General features: G+C 45.0%; 20 protein-coding genes. 10 read left to right on the forward strand and 10 right to left on the reverse strand.

Going from position 1 to position 17,524, the window contains the following annotated elements; all coding sequences use genetic code 11:
- Positions 1–2 precede the first annotated feature (2 nt).
- From FRZ54_RS17530 to FRZ54_RS17570, 9 genes are all read left to right on the forward strand, one after another.
- Complete coding sequence (locus FRZ54_RS17530; protein WP_147032979.1) at positions 3–638, forward strand: peroxiredoxin; 636 nt, start codon at positions 3–5, stop codon at positions 636–638.
- A gap of 149 nt (positions 639–787) precedes the next feature.
- Positions 788–985 (forward strand): cold-shock protein, encoded by a 198-nt coding sequence (locus FRZ54_RS17535; RefSeq protein ID WP_147032981.1) that lies wholly within the window; start codon positions 788–790, stop codon positions 983–985.
- Positions 986–1,084: 99 nt separating this feature from the next.
- Positions 1,085–2,344, forward strand: coding sequence for an MFS transporter (locus FRZ54_RS17540; RefSeq protein ID WP_147032983.1), 1,260 nt, complete (start codon positions 1,085–1,087; stop codon positions 2,342–2,344).
- Between the two features lie 39 nt (positions 2,345–2,383).
- Positions 2,384–3,280 carry an oxygen-dependent coproporphyrinogen oxidase gene (gene hemF / locus FRZ54_RS17545; RefSeq protein WP_147032985.1) on the forward strand — a complete coding sequence of 299 codons (897 nt, stop codon included), beginning with the start codon at positions 2,384–2,386 and terminating at the stop codon, positions 3,278–3,280.
- A complete protein-coding gene (locus tag FRZ54_RS17550; protein ID WP_147032987.1) occupies positions 3,280–3,672 on the forward strand; it encodes a hypothetical protein in 393 nt (130 codons plus the stop codon). The genes hemF and FRZ54_RS17550 overlap by 1 nt, the downstream gene beginning before the upstream one ends.
- Before the next feature lie 27 nt (positions 3,673–3,699).
- A complete protein-coding gene (locus tag FRZ54_RS17555) occupies positions 3,700–4,386 on the forward strand; it encodes a methyltransferase family protein (RefSeq protein ID WP_147032989.1) in 687 nt (228 codons plus the stop codon).
- 171 nt (positions 4,387–4,557) lie between these two features.
- On the forward strand, positions 4,558–7,128 hold the full coding sequence (gene gyrA / locus FRZ54_RS17560; RefSeq protein ID WP_147032991.1) for a DNA gyrase subunit A: 2,571 nt from the start codon (positions 4,558–4,560) through the stop codon (positions 7,126–7,128).
- Between the two features lie 27 nt (positions 7,129–7,155).
- Positions 7,156–8,346: a tetratricopeptide repeat protein gene (locus FRZ54_RS17565; protein ID WP_147032993.1), complete on the forward strand. Its 1,191-nt coding sequence runs from the start codon at positions 7,156–7,158 to the stop codon at positions 8,344–8,346.
- Between the two features lie 3 nt (positions 8,347–8,349).
- Positions 8,350–9,636, forward strand: a complete 1,287-nt coding sequence (locus FRZ54_RS17570; protein ID WP_147032995.1) for a tetratricopeptide repeat protein — start codon at positions 8,350–8,352, stop codon at positions 9,634–9,636.
- Positions 9,637–9,755: 119 nt separating this feature from the next.
- Here FRZ54_RS17570 and FRZ54_RS17575 read toward each other — a convergent pair whose 3' ends face one another.
- The 9 genes from FRZ54_RS17575 to FRZ54_RS17615 all read right to left on the reverse strand — a co-directional run bounded on the left by FRZ54_RS17575 (position 9,756) and on the right by FRZ54_RS17615 (position 14,133).
- The gene (locus tag FRZ54_RS17575; RefSeq protein ID WP_147032996.1) at positions 9,756–10,244 is read right to left on the reverse strand and encodes an SRPBCC family protein; all 489 of its coding nucleotides are present in this window, start codon (positions 10,242–10,244) and stop codon (positions 9,756–9,758) included.
- 3 nt (positions 10,245–10,247) lie between these two features.
- Positions 10,248–10,619, reverse strand: coding sequence for a VOC family protein (locus FRZ54_RS17580; protein WP_147032998.1), 372 nt, complete (start codon positions 10,617–10,619; stop codon positions 10,248–10,250).
- A 67-nt stretch (positions 10,620–10,686) separates the two neighbouring features.
- On the reverse strand, positions 10,687–11,322 hold the full coding sequence (locus tag FRZ54_RS17585) for a 3-keto-disaccharide hydrolase (RefSeq protein ID WP_147033000.1): 636 nt from the start codon (positions 11,320–11,322) through the stop codon (positions 10,687–10,689).
- 81 nt (positions 11,323–11,403) lie between these two features.
- Positions 11,404–11,994, reverse strand: coding sequence for a YdeI/OmpD-associated family protein (locus tag FRZ54_RS17590; protein WP_377026827.1), 591 nt, complete (start codon positions 11,992–11,994; stop codon positions 11,404–11,406).
- Between the two features lie 20 nt (positions 11,995–12,014).
- The gene (locus tag FRZ54_RS17595; protein ID WP_147033002.1) at positions 12,015–12,572 is read right to left on the reverse strand and encodes a DUF4256 domain-containing protein; all 558 of its coding nucleotides are present in this window, start codon (positions 12,570–12,572) and stop codon (positions 12,015–12,017) included.
- A 5-nt stretch (positions 12,573–12,577) separates the two neighbouring features.
- Positions 12,578–12,931 (reverse strand): Imm32 family immunity protein, encoded by a 354-nt coding sequence (locus tag FRZ54_RS17600; protein ID WP_147033004.1) that lies wholly within the window; start codon positions 12,929–12,931, stop codon positions 12,578–12,580.
- A 10-nt stretch (positions 12,932–12,941) separates the two neighbouring features.
- The gene (locus FRZ54_RS17605; protein WP_147033006.1) at positions 12,942–13,328 is read right to left on the reverse strand and encodes a DoxX family protein; all 387 of its coding nucleotides are present in this window, start codon (positions 13,326–13,328) and stop codon (positions 12,942–12,944) included.
- 7 nt (positions 13,329–13,335) lie between these two features.
- Positions 13,336–13,803, reverse strand: coding sequence for an SRPBCC domain-containing protein (locus FRZ54_RS17610; RefSeq protein ID WP_147033008.1), 468 nt, complete (start codon positions 13,801–13,803; stop codon positions 13,336–13,338).
- A 6-nt stretch (positions 13,804–13,809) separates the two neighbouring features.
- Positions 13,810–14,133, reverse strand: coding sequence for an ArsR/SmtB family transcription factor (locus tag FRZ54_RS17615; RefSeq protein WP_147033010.1), 324 nt, complete (start codon positions 14,131–14,133; stop codon positions 13,810–13,812).
- A 157-nt stretch (positions 14,134–14,290) separates the two neighbouring features.
- Here FRZ54_RS17615 and FRZ54_RS17620 point away from each other — a divergent pair, with 157 nt between their 5' ends.
- Complete coding sequence (locus FRZ54_RS17620) at positions 14,291–15,085, forward strand: SDR family NAD(P)-dependent oxidoreductase (protein WP_147033012.1); 795 nt, start codon at positions 14,291–14,293, stop codon at positions 15,083–15,085.
- A 190-nt stretch (positions 15,086–15,275) separates the two neighbouring features.
- Here the strand turns inward: FRZ54_RS17620 and pnp are convergent, their stop codons facing one another.
- On the reverse strand, positions 15,276–17,414 hold the full coding sequence (pnp, locus tag FRZ54_RS17625) for a polyribonucleotide nucleotidyltransferase (RefSeq protein WP_147033014.1): 2,139 nt from the start codon (positions 17,412–17,414) through the stop codon (positions 15,276–15,278).
- Positions 17,415–17,524 lie beyond the last annotated feature (110 nt).

Genomic DNA, 17,524 nt, shown 5'->3' on the forward strand with positions numbered 1-17,524 from the left:
TCATGAGTTTAAGACTAGGCGACGTGGCCCCAAACTTCAGGGCCAAAACATCAGAAGGTGAAATAGATTTTTACGAATACCTTGGCAATAGCTGGGGGGTATTATTTTCGCATCCGGCGGATTATACACCGGTTTGCACAACCGAACTGGGTAGAACGGCATCGTTAAAAGATGAATTTGCCAGGCGCAACGTAAAAGTTATTGCTTTGAGCGTAGATTCGGTAGAATCACACAAGGGCTGGATAAATGATATCAACGAAACTCAGGGCGTGGAGGTGAATTTCCCGATAATAGGGGACGAGAACCGCGAAATAGCGCTGGCGTATGACATGATCCACCCGAATGCGTCGTTAACAGCCACGGTACGTTCGTTGTTCATCATCGCTCCTGATAAAACCATTAAGCTGATGATAACCTACCCGGCATCGACAGGAAGAAACTTCCAGGAGATTTTACGTGTTATCGATTCGCTTCAGTTGACAGCAAATTACAGTGTGGCCACACCTGCCGATTGGAAGGAAGGGGAGGATGTGGTTGTGGTACCCGCGATAAAGACGGAAGACATCCCGGCGAAATTTCCTAAAGGTCATAAGATCATAAAACCATATCTTCGGACTACTCCGCAACCAAATAAATAATTTTATTTTATTTTTTAATTAATTTTATATATTTGGTGTAGTATAGGGTTAATACATGTTGCTTTCTGAGTTATAATACCTTAGTATTTTCAGTTGCGCTATTGTTTTTTTAACTTTTGAACTAATTCTTTTAATACTATAACAATATTATGAAAACTGGAAAAGTAAAATGGTTTAACACACAAAAAGGCTACGGTTTCATCATTACCGATGAGGGCAAAGATCTTTTTGTACATTTTAAAGATGTACAGGGAGGCGTAAATGCCATTAAGGACAATGATAACGTAGAGTATGATGTGGAAGAAGGCAGAAAAGGATTACAGGCTGTAAAAGTGAAAAAGATATAAAAGACTATTCTGATCAAACGAGGGAACCTCTTCGCCATGCGGGGAGGTTTTTTTATGCAAAAAATTTTATCAAATTAGCCCTGCCAATTATTGCAATATATGACTGAACAACTTCCTTCCAAACTCACGCGTAATGCCATTTTCCTGGTACTGGTTGCATCGTTAGGTTACTTTGTTGATATCTATGATCTTTTGATCTTCTCCATAGTAAGGGTTCGGAGCCTGCGGGACATTGGGGTACCCGACAGTCAGCAGGTGTCCACCGGCCAATTTATTATGAACGTTCAAATGTTTGGTTTGCTTCTTGGCGGGATACTTTGGGGAGTTATTGGTGATAAACTTGGGCGTATCAGGGTACTATTTGGCTCCATTTTATTATACTCCCTTGCGAATTTTGCGAACGGCATGGTACATGGTATAAATACCTATGCCATCATTCGTTTTGTGGCGGGTGTTGGCCTTGCCGGCGAATTAGGTGCAGGAATAACACTGGTAAGCGAAACTTTAAGCAAACAAAACAGGGGATGGGGAACAACCATAGTTGCCGTAATAGGTCTTTTTGGCGCCGTTGCTGCCGCAATGGTTGGCAAGCAGGACTGGCGGATAGCTTATTACGTTGGCGGCGGCCTGGGTATTATTTTACTATTGCTGAGGTTGGGTACGTTTGAATCGGGCATGTTCAAAAATGCTGCGGAAAAAAATGTATCGAAAGGGAATTTCTTTATGCTGTTTACAAACTGGGGGCGTTTTTCTAAATACCTGTATTGTATCCTGATAGGTGCACCGTTATGGTATGTTGTGGGTGTACTTGTTTTTCTTTCGCCTGAGTTTGGCAAGGCGCTGGGCGCAAAAGAAACCTTGAGCGCCGGCACAGGCGTTCTGTATACCTATGTAGGTATATCGGTAGGAGGGGTTTTTGCCGGCATTCTATCCCAGGTCACCAAATCACGCAAACTTACTATGCTGATATTCCTGCTGGTATCTGCCGGCACGGTTGTAGCTTATTTAAGCGCGAAGGGGTTAACCAATAACCAATTTATCTGGCTGTGTTTTTTTATGGGTTGCGCTGTTGGTTATTGGGCCACGTTTGTAACCATTGCTGCAGAGCAATTTGGTACCAATATACGTTCCACCGTAACTACTACCGTCCCGAATTTTGTACGCGGTTCGTTGATACCTATCAGTGCGCTTTTCAATGTTTTTGTAAAACACTATGGCATGATCACCAGCGGATATATCGTAATGGGCATACTTACCGTTGTGGCACTGCTCTCGCTTAGCCAGTTAAAAGAGAGTTTTCATAAGGACCTGGATTACATTGAGGATATTAACCTGAGCGAAGTGTCAGAAAAAATATAATCCGGCTGCTTTTAGCAATATTTCTGCAAATTTGCGCCGATGATAACCAAGGAACAAATAGCCGCCGATTACCAAACCATACAGGACGAAATATGCCTTGCGCTTGAGCAATGCGACGGCAAAGGCAAATTTGAAGAGGAACTTTGGCAACGCGACGGTGGCGGAGGCGGGCGTACCCGTATACTGCAAAACGGCAATATTTTGGAAAGAGGAGGGGTTAATTTTTCAGCCGTTGAGGGCAAATTGCCGCCAGTGATGAAAAAGGCCCTGGGTGTAGAGCAGGAGGACTTTTTCGCGACTGGTGTATCCATCGTTATTCATCCAAACCACCCAATGGTACCCATCATCCACATGAATATCCGGTATTTCGAAATGCCGGGTTCCGAAGTACGGTGGTTTGGTGGCGGCATCGACCTGACGCCGCATTATGTTATTGAAGATGATGCTTGTTTCTTCCACGGCTATTTAAAATCGACCTGCGATAAATACAACGCTGATTTTTACCCTCGTTTTAAAAAATGGGCCGATGATTACTTTTTTATCAAACACCGTAATGAGACCCGCGGGATAGGGGGTATATTTTACGATAAATTAGTTGCTGCCGATGGCATGACCTGGGATAATATTTTCGAGTTTTCTAAAGCAGTTGGCCGCACCTTTGCACCGGTTTACACCGAACTGGTCAATCGCAACCGCGATAAACCTTTTACCGAAGCGCAGCAGCAATGGCAATACCAGCGCCGCAGCCGCTACACCGAATTTAACCTGGTTTATGACGCCGGCACCAAATTCGGGCTTGAGACAAACGGCCGCGTCGAATCCATCCTGATGAGCCTGCCGCCCACCGCAAAATGGATATATAATTATCAGCCCCAACCGGGAAGCGAGGAGGAGAAAACCTTATCTTTGCTTAAAAAAGGTATAGATTGGGTTTAATGAAAATATTTGCCGAAATATTTCTTATCGTTGCACTGGCAGCGTTTTCGGGTCCCAAAACCCTCAAGGGGACCTGGAGTTACGTTGGTGGCATTTATAATGGCAAAAAGGAAGGGGCGCCAACCGGCTATAGCCTGCGCCGTAAATACAGTGATACAACTTTCGAAGCCTTCGTGATAGACAAGGGCAGCAAACCTGAAAAATTTGAATCGGGCTATTATTTCCTAAAAAGCGATACCTGCATCGAAACAGAAACATATAGCGCACAGCCTTCTAAGCTCACCGGTCACCCGGTAAATTATCACTACGAAATTCGAAAAGATTCGCTAATCTTCAGCGGCAGACTGCCAACAGGTATGATAATAGAAGAATACTGGAAGAGGGTGAAATAACGCCATAAGTCCGTTCGTTTATCAGATATGGACCTGTACGGACAAAAAAGCAAAAGCATACCTCAAAAAATAGTGATCCATCTGCTGGAGGCTGTTTTCCTATATTTAGCGTGGTGGATATTATTCGGACACGGCGGCGATTGGGCGCAGCAGCATCTCCATATCAGTAATTTGGCCGTAAAATCCCGCAGGGAGATTGTCTTTATTTTCAGTATCGTCATTTTCATCCGGATGGCATACACGATGTTTTTCCTTGTCAAAAGGCGAATCCCGTGGGGCGAAAGCATTGACGTGCCTTTTGCGTTTGCACTGTACTATATCGGGTTCACACTATTTACCCTGCCCGCCCAACACGCAATCGATGTGACCGACTACTTAGCTGTCGGCCTGTTTGTGCTAGGTTGCGGGCTGAATACAATAGGGGAAACCCTCAGGGATATCTGGAAAAAGCAGCAGACGAACAACGGCAAACTGTATACTGGCGGCTTTTTTAAATATTCAAGGCATATTAACTATTTTGGCGATCTGTTGTGGGTTACGGCTTACGCTATCATAACACGAAACTGGCACGCCTTTGTTATCCCGGTTTTTCTGTTCTGCTTTTTTGCCTTCTACAATGCGCCAAAACTCGACAAACATCTCCGGTCTAAATACGGGCAGGACTTTGACGATTACGCCCGAAAGACCAAAATGCTGATCCCATTTATTTATTGACGCCGGGCCTTTTTTGACGTAGCAATTTTGTTATATTCTTACTCACATTTTAACCCCGATGTGCATAAAAAACCTACCCCGGAATCAACTATTTTCTTAACTTCGCAGGTCGCTTTGGGACACTATCCCGGGCCTCAATTATAGACAATATATCTACACTTATTTTTTACAATGGCTGAAGAAACAGAAAACGGCAAATCAACCCCTGAAGACAGAATAATTCCGATAAATATTGATGAAGAAATGCGATCCGCCTACATTGATTATTCAATGTCGGTGATCGTTTCGCGTGCTTTGCCCGATGTGCGCGACGGTTTAAAACCCGTTCACAGGCGTGTACTGTACGGCATGCTCGACCTGGGTTTGAATAACAATAAACCTTACAAAAAATCTGCCCGTATTGTGGGTGAGGTTTTGGGTAAATACCACCCGCACGGCGATACTTCTGTATATGATGCGATGGTGCGTATGGCGCAGGACTGGAGCCTTCGCTACCCATTTGTTGAAGGGCAGGGAAACTACGGCTCGATAGACGGCGACGAACCTGCAGCAATGCGTTATACCGAGGCAAGGCTGCAAAAGATAGCCGAGGAAATGCTCGCCGACATCAACAAAGACACCATCGACTATCAGCTTAACTTTGATGATTCGCTGCAGGAGCCCACGGTTCTGCCGTCTAAAATACCTAATCTACTGGTCAATGGCGCATCGGGTATTGCTGTAGGTATGGCCACCAATATGGCCCCGCATAACCTTACCGAGGTTATTGATGCTACGCTGGCATTGATAGACAACCGCGAAATAGAGGTTGCGGAACTGATGAAGCATGTTAAAGGTCCGGATTTCCCTACAGGCGGCATCATTTACGGTGTAGACGGGGTACGCGAGGCTTTAGAAACAGGTCGCGGACGTATCGTAATGCGTGGCCGGGCCGAAATTGAGACCCATGGCAACGACCGCGAAAGGATCGTCGTGACTGAAGTACCTTACCAGGTGAACAAATCGACCATGATCGAGCGTACCGCCGAACTGGTTGAAGAGAAAAAGATAGAAGGTATATCCGCTATCCGCGATGAATCGAACCGGGAAGGTATCCGTGTTGTTTATGAAATAAAACGCGACGCCAATGCGGCGATCGTGCTCAATAATCTCTATAAATATACTGCGCTGCAAACCTCGTTCAGCGTAAATAATATTGCGCTGGTGCATGGCAGGCCGATGATGCTGAATCTGAAGGACCTGATCCACCATTTTGTAGAGCACCGCCACGAGGTAGTTATCCGCCGTACCAAATACGACCTGGCCGAGGCAGAGAAACGCGCCCACATACTCGAAGGCTTACTGATAGCGCTCGATCACCTTGACGAAGTAATAAAATTGATCAGGGCGTCGAATACGCCGGAAGAGGCCCGCGACGGTTTGATGTCCACTTTCGGCCTGTCCGAAATACAGGCGCGCGCTATACTGGATATGACCCTGAGAAGGTTGACCGGACTGGAACGGGACAAGATCAAGGAAGAATACGCCGAACTGATGAAGACCATAGATTATTTGAAGTCTGTTTTGGCCGACGAAGGTTTGCGTATGCAGATCATCAAAGATGAGCTGATTGAAATAAAAGATAAATACGGCGACGAGCGCAAAACCGAGATCGTGTACTCATCGGCAGAAATGCAGACCGAGGACTTTATCGAGGATGAGGATGTGGTAATCACCATATCGCACGAAGGCTATATCAAACGCACCGCACTTACTGAATATCGCAGGCAGGGCAGGGGCGGCAAGGGATCGTTAGGCAGCAACAGCCGCGATGAGGACTTTATCGAGCATTTGCTGATCGCTTCCAACCACAACTACATGTTGTTCTTCACCGAAGCCGGGCGTTGTTTCTGGCTGCGTGTATTCGAAATTCCGGAAGGCACACGTACGTCGAAAGGCCGCGCCATCCAGAATATCATTAACATACCGAAAGAAGAAAAGATAAAGGCTTACATCAAGATCGTTAACCTGAAGGACCAGGAATATCTTGAAAATAACTTTATCATCATGTGTACCAAAAAAGGCACCATCAAAAAGACATCGCTCGAAGCTTATTCGCGTCCGCGTGCCAATGGCATTAACGCCATCAATATCAACGAGGGCGACACATTGCTGGAAGCTAACCTGACCAGCGGAAGCAGCGAGATAGTAATGGCATTGAAATCGGGCCGTGCAATACGCTTTAACGAGTCGACAGTAAGGCCAATGGGACGTACCGCTACCGGCGTGCGCGGTATAAGCCTGGAGGACGATAATGACGAGGTTGTAGGTATGATCAGTATCGATAATCCTGAGACAACCGTGCTGGTAGTATCAGAAAAAGGTTACGGCAAACGCACCGATATTGACGATTACCGCGTTACTAACCGTGGCGGCAAGGGTGTTAAAACTTTGAACATTACTGATAAAACAGGCAAACTTGTTGCCATAAAAGGTGTTACTGATAAGGAAGATCTGATGATCATTAACCGTTCGGGTATTATTATCCGGATGGCCATCAGCGAATTAAGGACAATGGGACGAGCTACACAAGGTGTACGACTGATCACCTTAAAAGAAAATGATGAGATCGCGTCGGTAGCGAAGATAGAACACGATGATTCGGAGGAGGAGATCATCAATAACGGTGAGAATACGGAAAATACCGGGAACACCGAAGAGCCGGGAGCCGAATCTTCAGCCGATGACACAACAAAAGAATAAATAGTTTAACTACCTTAATAAACAAACATGAAACTGCGCGATGCCCCTCCAAAAAGAGGGGCGAAGTGCCTTTGGTTAAGCGCAGTTGTTAAAACAGATATGACAGCCCGTAAGCTCATATTTCCGCTATTGATATGCTTGTTACTGGTAACGCATGTTTTCGGCCAGTCGGAAGTATTTAAGAGCGTGGTCAATAACCTGGCTTTTTACAAGCAAAAAAAAGACCTCAAATACCTCGCAAGTGCCAAAAAATCGGTTGACAGTCTTATCAAAACCCATAAAGATTCCGTCGACCTGCGAAAAAATGTATACAAGGCGGTAGTTTATTCAAGTATTGTCTATATCGATTCATTAAACAAACTGAAAGAACCCGCGACATTTTTCGACCAGGTATGCCGCGACGTTGATAAGCTGTTGGCTAATAAGCGCATCTACAAATATCAGCCCGAGATGGATTTCTCGCGACGGTGCCTTGCAAACGTTTTTATACGCCGTGGTTTTGGGTATATGCGCTTAACCGATTATTATAATGCCATGTCGGCTTTCCGGCAAGCCAAAAAATACGCACCGGAGTTTAAAGAGTTGAATGCTTACATCGGCTATGCCAACAGTCACCTTGGCAATCTTATCGAATCGGCAAAAAATTATACCGAACTGCTTAAAACCGACAGCACCAAAGCGGACATTATTGAGGCGGCTGCAAATACCTATAAAGCCATCGGCGACACATCGAAAGCGCTCCAGATATTGCAAAAAGGGCGTAAATACCTGCCTGACGACCGGTTCCTGCTGCTGGACGAAGCAAACATTTACAGCAACAAAAGGGATTATGCGGCGCTTCACGGTTTGCTTCCCAAACTGATGGATCAGAACCCCAACAACGCCGAGGTTGCGTATGTTGCCGCAAATTGTTATGATCATTTGAATGATTTTAATAAAGCAGAATCGTTATATTTACGTTCCATTGAATTGAACAGCGCTTTATATGAACCGGTTTACAACCTTGGTTTGCTTTATTTTAAAGAATCCGTTTCAAAACACGGCGAAGAAGAAAGCAAAGACGTAGGCAGAGCTGCACAATGGCTGGAAAAAGCAAATGAAATATCGCCAAATGACGTTAAATGCCTTCAATTATTGCAGTTGGTGTACGCAAAAACCGGCGACCAGGATCAAATAGATAAAATAAACAGTAAACTCAAATTATTAACCAATCAATAACACATGAAAATCAAAGTTTTGATGACAGCGCTTGTTATGTCATACACAGCATTAGGCGCTTTTGCTCAAAAAAGAGAACTTGACAACGCCAACGAGAATTTTACAAAATTCCAGGGCCTCAGAGCAAATATGACACTGGGCAAGCCCTCGCTTATGCTGGCAAAAACCAGTATTGACAAAGCGGCGGAAAACTCAAAAACATCCGGTTTACCACAAACTTTTGCACTAAAAGCGGCCATTTACGCTTCCTTATCCACCACAGATGCCGATGCTTCAGCTGCTGCGGCTGACTACGCCATTGCTGCCGAGGCCCTGAAGAAGGCCCGTGAGCTGGACACAAAGAACGAAAATACTTCGTTGATACAGAATGCAGGCCGCGAAATGGCCCAGGTTCAGTTAGACAAGGGCGTGAAAGCGTTCCAGGCCAAAAATTATGACGAGGCCTATAAAGCTTTCGACGAAGGACGCCAGATATTGCCCGAGGATACCACAATGATCCTTTATTCGGCCATATCAGCATCCAACGCAAAAAACTATACCGCAGCTATTGCCAATTACAATAAGCTGGTTACAACTGATTACAAAAATAAAGTTCAGGCTTATAATGACCTGGTTACCTTATATATGCAAAATAAGGATACCACGGCCGCTATCAAAGCAATAGGAGCTGCAGTGGAAAAGTATCCGGCAAATAACGATCTGCGCAAGCGCGAGATTGAAGTTAGCTTACTGGCCGGCCAGCAGGGCGAACTCATCGGTAAAATTGAAACCGCTGTAAAGGCCGATCCCAATAACAAAACTTTGTATTACTATGAAGGATTAACCTATTCGCAAATAGCTGAAACCAACGCCGGACAGATAAAAAAGCTTGAAAAAGCAGCAGCTAAAGGGTCGAAAACTGCTGCTCCCGATCCACAATTGGCCAAATTGAAGCAAGAAAGAACAGATGATCTAAGTAAAGCTGCCGACCAATACAAAAAAGCTGTAGCCATTGATCCTAATTACTTTGAAGCGGTATTGAACCTGGGATATGTAACCATGGCGCCGGCCATTGATCTGTATAACGGTGCCCAGCAAATACCGGTAACTCAAACAAAAGTTTACGATGCACAAATGGCTAAGGCTAAGGCACAATTTGATTTGGCTAAACCATATTTGCTAAAAGCGGTCGAACTGAATTCTTCGTCGCTTGATGCGCTTACCAATTTAAAATCTTATTACCTGGGCACGCGCGACGAAGCCAACGCCAACGCTGTTCAAAAGAAAATAGAAGCGTTGCCAAAAAATTAATATCACCCCAGCAGAAGGAGGATAGTTATAAAGCCTGTTACAATACAGGCTTTATAAATTCAGGCACTACTTAACATAATATTAATTATGAGAAAAAGATATTACATTTGAGTGACTTCTCAATTTGGGTTGGCGCTATGATATTCTGTCTCGATCGCGTTTTTCATAGCATTCAGCATTTTCTGTATTTCGGCGGCGATTTTTCTTTTTACATAAAAATTCAGCAATCGTACTTTCCAATTTGAACTGGAGTAATAATGAGCGATCTCAAGCCGTGTGGTACCCGGATCAATTTTTGCCAAACTTGATTCCACAACATAATCAGGCAATAATTTGGACAGGCCCATCGTATCTGCCGGAAAAACGGTCATTATTTTTTCCATCGGTACAATTTCTATATCCTTTTCAATACAAGTGTGTTTTCCGCCGGCTATGTGGCATTGATACGCTACGCCGGCTTCGCGAAATTGCTTTCCGGAGATGAGATCGACTTTATCAACCCGCGGATGATATAACGGGATCTTTAAAAGGTCCTGGTTAAACTCCCATACTTTTTCAAGTGGCGCGTTGATGTCAACTTGCTGTTTTGATTGAAATTTGGGTTTCATCGGTCAGGTTTGTGTTGCAACACCGAAACAATGCGAATAACCGTCATCATCAGTCACAAAGAATTCTATCTGGCCGTAGTCCCTTTCGTCGATATCCGACACTTCGAAACCAAATTGTTTTAAACGCTCACGGGCAGCATGCAGGTCAACAGGCTGCCAATAAAGCCGTATGCCATTATATTCTTTTGGTATTTGTCCGTCTGCCCTTTGGTTAAGCCAAAAATACAAATGCTGGTTATGCACCACGCAGCCTACCAGCGTGCCTTCCTGTCGCATTTCCTGGTCGGCGGTAAGGCCAAGGCCATCGACCCAAAAGCGCATGCTTTTTTCAAGATCGGTGCTGGCTATCACCGGGATACATGATCTTACAATCATAGCAAATAAATTTTCACCTACAAATGTAACAACCCTATTATTGCATTTGCAACTAAACAACTACCTGTTAAGGCAGCGGCTTAACCATGATATTCCGGAAAAATACCAGGCTGTTCGGGTCGTGCCCCTGTAGGGCAAATGTACCGCTGGAAAGTATTCGTTCGGCATCACCGCCGGTACGGTGCAGGTCGGCAGGTTCCGTGTATTCGTTTACCACCTTACCATTTATTTTGACAGTGATGGTTTTTCCCTGTACGGTAATATCCATGGTAAACCATTCGCCTTCTTTTACATAAACTTCCTTAATATCTGCGATGCCATAAACGCTGCCTGTCCTGCGCCAGTCGGTGTGCGAATTATTTACCTGTATCTCATAACCCTTTGCCGGCCATCCGCCCTGCTGGTAACCGGTATGAATATAAATACCCGAATTGGCACCCTGGTGCGTCATTACATCAGCTTTAAATTCGAAATTCTTAAAATTATGGTTCTGTACATTGCCGTCGTAAAACAAGTGCGCAGTTTTTCCGTGAACGACGATCATGCTATCCTTTACCGAAAAAGTTTCGGCATTATCGCCAACTTTCCAGCCGGCAAGCGACTTACCATCAAACAGCGAAATCCAGCCACCTTGCTGGGCACGGCTTTTTACGGAACAGAAAAGCAGGCAGGAAATAAAAAAGAAACGGGTGAGATTTTTCATAAATATTCTGTGGTTTTTTCAAATCTACCATTTCTGACGGATATTGATCATTAATGTGATGTTAACCGCCGGATCTAAGCATCATTCGTCGTCGAGCCCTTTTCCGCTGAGTATTTGCGGTATATATTTTTCAACGCGTGCCTGGCGGGTTTCCGATCGTTTTGGCTGGGAAAAATAAAACAGGTATCCACGTTGTCGTCCCGGTGTCAGCGCTTCAAAAGCAGCTTTCAGTGCGGGTATATGATCTAATTTATATTTAAATTCATCGGGCACCGCGAAATCCGATGTCTTCTTCAACTCCACTTTCAACCCGGCTTTTTCTATCCTGATGGCCTCAAAAATATAAGCTTTCAGTACATCCTCCTGCTCAACTATTTCAAGCAAACTGGTGAACCTTACCTGGCGCGGTCCCTGCACATTCTCGGTCTGCTGGATCAATATAACATCCGGATCGTTCATCAGTGCGCCTTTGAAAAATAAAAGCGCGCAATATTCTTTAAACCCATGTATCAGGACGATGTTGCTTTTCCCGAGGGTGTAACAGGGCTGGCCCCACTTCAATTCCTCGGTAAGCTCGCAGTCAAGAATGATCATGCGTAATTTCTCGTACGCCTGCTGCCATTGCGAGGCTTTATTAAAAAACCAATCAACTTTTTGGTTCATGCTGCTCATCAGTCAAATATTTAGGACCATCAAACCCGTAAACAACCGCGGAAACCCCGGGCAGCATAGTACGAATCTGCCCCGTTGTGGTAAACAAAAACGGTATCGTAGCGGCGGTCGCAAAAGATGGCCCCGCCAAGCTGCCTGATATTCACAGGCGTTTGTATCCAGCTTGATGTTTTCAGGTCGAACTTGCCAAGTTCCTGCAGGGCCCTATACTGCTGTTCCGATAAAAGTTCAATTCCCATATCACGTGCCATATCAATAACGCTGTTCTCCGGTTTGAATTCCTTTCTTGCATTTAGCGCCTCGCGGTCGTAGCAAAAACTTCTCCGGCCTTTTGGGCTCTCGGCCGAACAGTCGTAAAAAACATACTCACCCGTCTTAGTATCGTGGTCAATAACATCAGGCTCCCCTCCTGTCCGTTCCATCTCATTTAACGACCACAGTTTTTCAGGGTTGGCTTCCAGCTTTGCCAGTACCTTAGCCCATTCCAGTCCTTTATGGCGGTTCATATTCTTCTCAAAGCGGGTTTTTAATACGCCGAGTAGTTCTTCATGTTGTTCGGGTGATAATTCCTTTTTCATTTTATTTAGACCTGTGATTTTTTTTTCTCGTCTTTTGCAACAAATCGATCATAAAACCGGCCTGTTCCCTTTGCATCTATTCTGCCTAAAATTGTTTGCACCGAACTCTTACTTAATTCCAGGTTCGGTCGTAATTCATAATGCTCCCTTGCTCCAATGGGAAGGCCTGCTTCATTTTCCTGGTTCAAGTCGGCAATTTTCATTAAAAGCCGAGCAAAAGATCGTAATCCTCCAGGATCACCATAGATTAATACATTTTGCCATTTTTCTATTTCACCTTTAAATTCATCTTCATAGTCCGCGACAAAAATGTCTAAATGACCTTCTATTTCAAATCCCTTCCATTTTATTTTCGCCATATCAAAATAGTTATTTTTTAATTACCGTAATTATTTTCCTGTCCGCCGGTCTCAGATACCACGACAATACTGTAAATATAGCCAGTACTGCCGGGGCGGCTATTTGGACATGCATATCGCCGCTGGCAATATGCGAAATTACGGCGCCGGTAAGTACGAAAAATATACCTGCATAGGCCCATTCTTTTAGCAATTGATAGCCCGGCAGCAATATCGCAACTATAGCCAGCACTTTCCAAACGCCGATGACCGAAATAAAGTAAGTGGGGTAACCGAGCGGTTTGAAACCCTGCACCACTCCCGGTAATTGCAGTGCCTGCGCCAAACCGCCTGTAAAAATACAAAAGGATAACAGCGCGGTAATTATCCAGTACCAGAGTTTCTTTCTCTTTTCCATATTCAGCTTATTTAAGTTTACCTACAACTTCTTCTAACCGATTGTGCGCCCAGTTTATGCCCTGGGTAAACGGTAGCTTCAGCACTTCGTCGCGCTGTGCAACCGACTCATAAATCACGTGCATATTTACTTTGCTGGTGTCGCCGGTAACTTTTTCAAATTCCGTTATCTCCAGCTGCACACCAAATGGCGTATTTGCCATTTCAAATGTCCGGGTAATCTTCCTGCCAGGGACAAATTCATGGATAACCCCGCCGGCCTGGAAAGCGACATTCCCTTTCGGGTCTTTGGTTTCAAATTGCCAACTGCCGTACTTTTTACTTTCCAGTTTCAGCACTTTGGTTCCCATCCATTGCTCGATAAGTTCGGGCTCCGAAAAAGCTTTGAATAGCAATTCCAATGGCAGGTCGAACTCCCGGGTGATCGTTAGGTCCTGCTTACCTTCTTCGGCGTGTACTTTTGTTTTAAGTTCCATATTGATTTATTTTTTGGCTTTGTATTGCTTCATAATATCTTCAAGCAGGTTAAACCTGTCGTCCCACATTTTGCGGAACGGTTCAATAAAGTCGGCGACTTCTTTCATTTTTTTTGCGTTGATGTGGTAGTGAATTTCCCTGCCGTTTTGTTCCTGAGCAAGCAATTCGCACTCGGTTAGTATTTGTAAATGCTTTGATACCGTGGGCCTTGCCGTGTTGAAATTTGCCGCTATTGCCCCTGCGGTTAGCGATTGCGAAGCAACCAGCAGCAGTATAGCCCTGCGTGTCGGATCGGCTATAGCCTGGAAAACGTCTCTTCTTAGATTCATTATGTAGCTATTTGACTACAAATATAAATGTAGCCATTTAACTACGCAAATTTTTTTTGAAAATTTTCACAATGTATTGTCACGGTTCGGGCATCTTTACACCCTGGCAGTCATTCGCATCCAAATAAGCATTAATTTAGTATCAAACATTAACCCTATGGATCTGCAATTAAAAAACAAAAAAGCATTGGTAACCGGCTCGACGGCTGGCATTGGTTATTCGATAGCAAAAGCGCTGGCCGGCGAAGGCGCAGAAGTTTATATTAATGGGAGAACAACCAAACGCGTTGATGCCGCCATAAAAAAATTAAAGGCCGAAACAGGCAATCAAAACATCAAAGGCTTTGCCGTAGATTTTGCCGATAGTAAACAGGTAGCCAACCTCATCAGCCAGCTACCTGATGTCGATATCCTGGTAAATAATGTTGGCATATTCGAACCAAAGGCGTTTAAAGATATACCTGACGCAGACTGGATCAAATTCTTCGAAGTCAATGTATTAAGCGGCGTACGGTTGTCGCGTGCGTATTTTGATAAGATGATCGAAAAAAACTGGGGTCGCATTATTTTTATCTCCAGCGAATCGGCCGTGCAGATACCTGCCGAGATGATCCATTATGGCATGACCAAAACGGCGCAGCTTGCCATTTCGCGCGGCCTGGCAGAATTAACCGCCGGTACCAATGTCACCGTCAACACGGTAATGCCGGGTCCTACGTATTCTGAAGGCGCTGGCGATTTCGTGGAAAGCCTGGCCAAACAGCAGGGAAAAAGTGTTGCTGAAATTGAGAAAGATTTTTTTGAGCACGTACGCCCTACTTCGCTGCTGAAGCGTTTTACAAGTACGGATGAGATAGCCAGCCTGGTGACTTTCGTAGCCAGTCCCCTATCGTCGGCAACCAATGGCGCTGCATTGCGGGCCGACGGCGGTGTGGTTAAGGGGATTTTGTAGGGTAGTGATTGGTTAATTGGTGATTTGTGATTGGGTGACTTTAGAACTAAAGCGAGGGTCTGAGAGACAGGGACGCCTGTTTTTGAAAACACTAAGCACAAAAAAGCCCTCGAATTTCTTCGAGAGCTATATTTTACATAATCGGTAACTAATGAACCGGTTAACTAATAACTAATTAACCAATTACTAATCACTGCTTAGGAGCCTCTGTCCGCTCAGGCTTTGGCAACAGGGCTTTTCTCGAAAGCTTCAGTTTACCTTGCTTGTCGATATCCAGTAATTTCACGCGTACTTCGTCGCCAACCTTGAATATGCCATCCATGGTTTCGAAACGTTTGTGATCGATCTCGGATATGTGCAGCAGGCCATCTTTACCCGGCATAATTTCAACGAACGCGCCAAACGGCATGATCGATTTCACCTTACCTTCGTATATCTCGCCCACCTCTGGTTTAGCGGCAATAGCGCGGATGCGTGACACTGCTGCATCGATAGCGGCTTTGTTATCGGCAAATACCTGTACAATACCCTGGTTGTCTTTTTCCTCGATATTGATGGTAGCGCCGGTTTCACGCTGCATTTCCTGGATGATCTTACCACCGGGACCAATAACGGCGCCAATGTATTCTTTGTCGATCTTCAGGGTAACAATGCGTGGTGCATGCGGTTTGTAATCCTCACGCGGAGCGCTAAGGGTTTTGCTGATCTCGTTTAAGATATGCAAACGGCCCTCTTTAGCCTGATCTAAAGCTTTTGTTAATACTTCGTATGATAATCCATTGATCTTCAGGTCCATTTGAACTGCTGTAATACCCGTAGATGTGCCGGTCACTTTAAAGTCCATATCGCCCAAATGATCCTCATCGCCTAAGATATCCGAAAGGATCGCATATTTGGTCCCCATTTCGTTAGTGATCAAACCCATGGCGATACCTGTTACCGGGGCCTTGATCTTTACACCGGCATCCATCAGCGCCAAAGTACCGGCGCAAACAGTCGCCATTGATGACGAACCGTTCGATTCCAAAATATCAGAAACTACACGGATAGTGTATGGGTTCTCGTCGTCGGATGGCAATACCTGTTTCAGAGAACGCATAGCCAGGTTACCATGACCGATCTCGCGGCGACCGGCTCCCCTGTTCGGGCGAACTTCACCGGTTGAAAAACCAGGGAAATTGTAATGCAGCAGGAATTTCTGGTAGCCGTTGATAAACGCACCGTCGATCATTTGCTCATCATCCTTTGCACCTAAGGTAACAGTGGTTAATGATTGGGTCTCCCCTCTCGTAAATATCGCCGAACCGTGGGCAGATGGCAAATAACCAACTTCGCTCCAAATCGGGCGTATCTGGGTAGTTGTACGGCCATCCAAACGCTTGCCTTCGTCTAAAACAAGGTTACGGATAGCATCATACTCCACATCGTGATAATATTTTTTAGCCAGAAATTTGGTCGCGTCGTCAATTTCACCCAAAGTTTCGATATAGGTATCGCGCACTTCCTTGAACTTGGTGGCGCGTTCGTCCTTTGCCGAAGCAGAGGCTGCTATCGCATAAACCTGGTCGTAAGTGGCGGCGTAAATAGCTTTTTTCAGCTCCTCGTCATTATTCTCATGGCTGTAAGTACGTTTTTCAGTCTTGCCGGCGGCTATTGTCAGTTCTCTTTGAATAAGACAATGTACCTTGATATGGTCGTGCGCAAATTTGATAGCTTCAACCAGTTCAGCTTCCTGTATCTCTTTCGATTCGCCTTCAACCATGTTGATGTCGAATTCAGAACCTGCTACGATAAATTCCAAAGTGGCATTTTCCAATTGACTCAAAGTTGGGTTGATAACCAGCTTACCGTCTATCTTCGCTACACGAACTTCTGAAATAGGCCCGTTGAAAGGGATATCAGAAACGGCGATAGCGGCCGAAGCGGCCAAACCGGCCAAACAATCCGGCATAATGTCTTTATCAGCGGAAATCAGGGTGATCATCACCTGCGTATCCGCATGGTAATCATCGGGGAATAAAGGGCGCAAAGCACGGTCGACCAAACGCGAGATCAGGACCTCGTAGTCGGATAAACGGGCCTCGCGGCGCAGGAAGCCACCCGGAATGCGGCCAGTAGCAGCATACTTTTCCTGGTAGTCAACAGATAAAGGCAGAAAATCAACACCTTCTTTAGCCTCAGGTGATGAAACAACAGTAGCAAGCAACATCGTGTCGCCCATTTTAACAACTACAGACCCGTCGGCCTGCTTGGCCAGTTTACCGGTCTCGATCTCAATGGTGCGGCCGTCACCTAAATCGATCACCTTTTTAATTACATTTAAACTCATCTTGTTTTTGTTGTGATGTGCTTTTCATCTTTTGAGCACACCGATTGTATATATAAATTTTACTTTTTCAAAAGTAAAAAAGCCACCCGACTTTGCGGATGGCTTTTATA

Source organism: Mucilaginibacter ginsenosidivorans, from assembly GCF_007971025.1.
GTDB classification, from domain to species: domain Bacteria; phylum Bacteroidota; class Bacteroidia; order Sphingobacteriales; family Sphingobacteriaceae; genus Mucilaginibacter; species Mucilaginibacter ginsenosidivorans.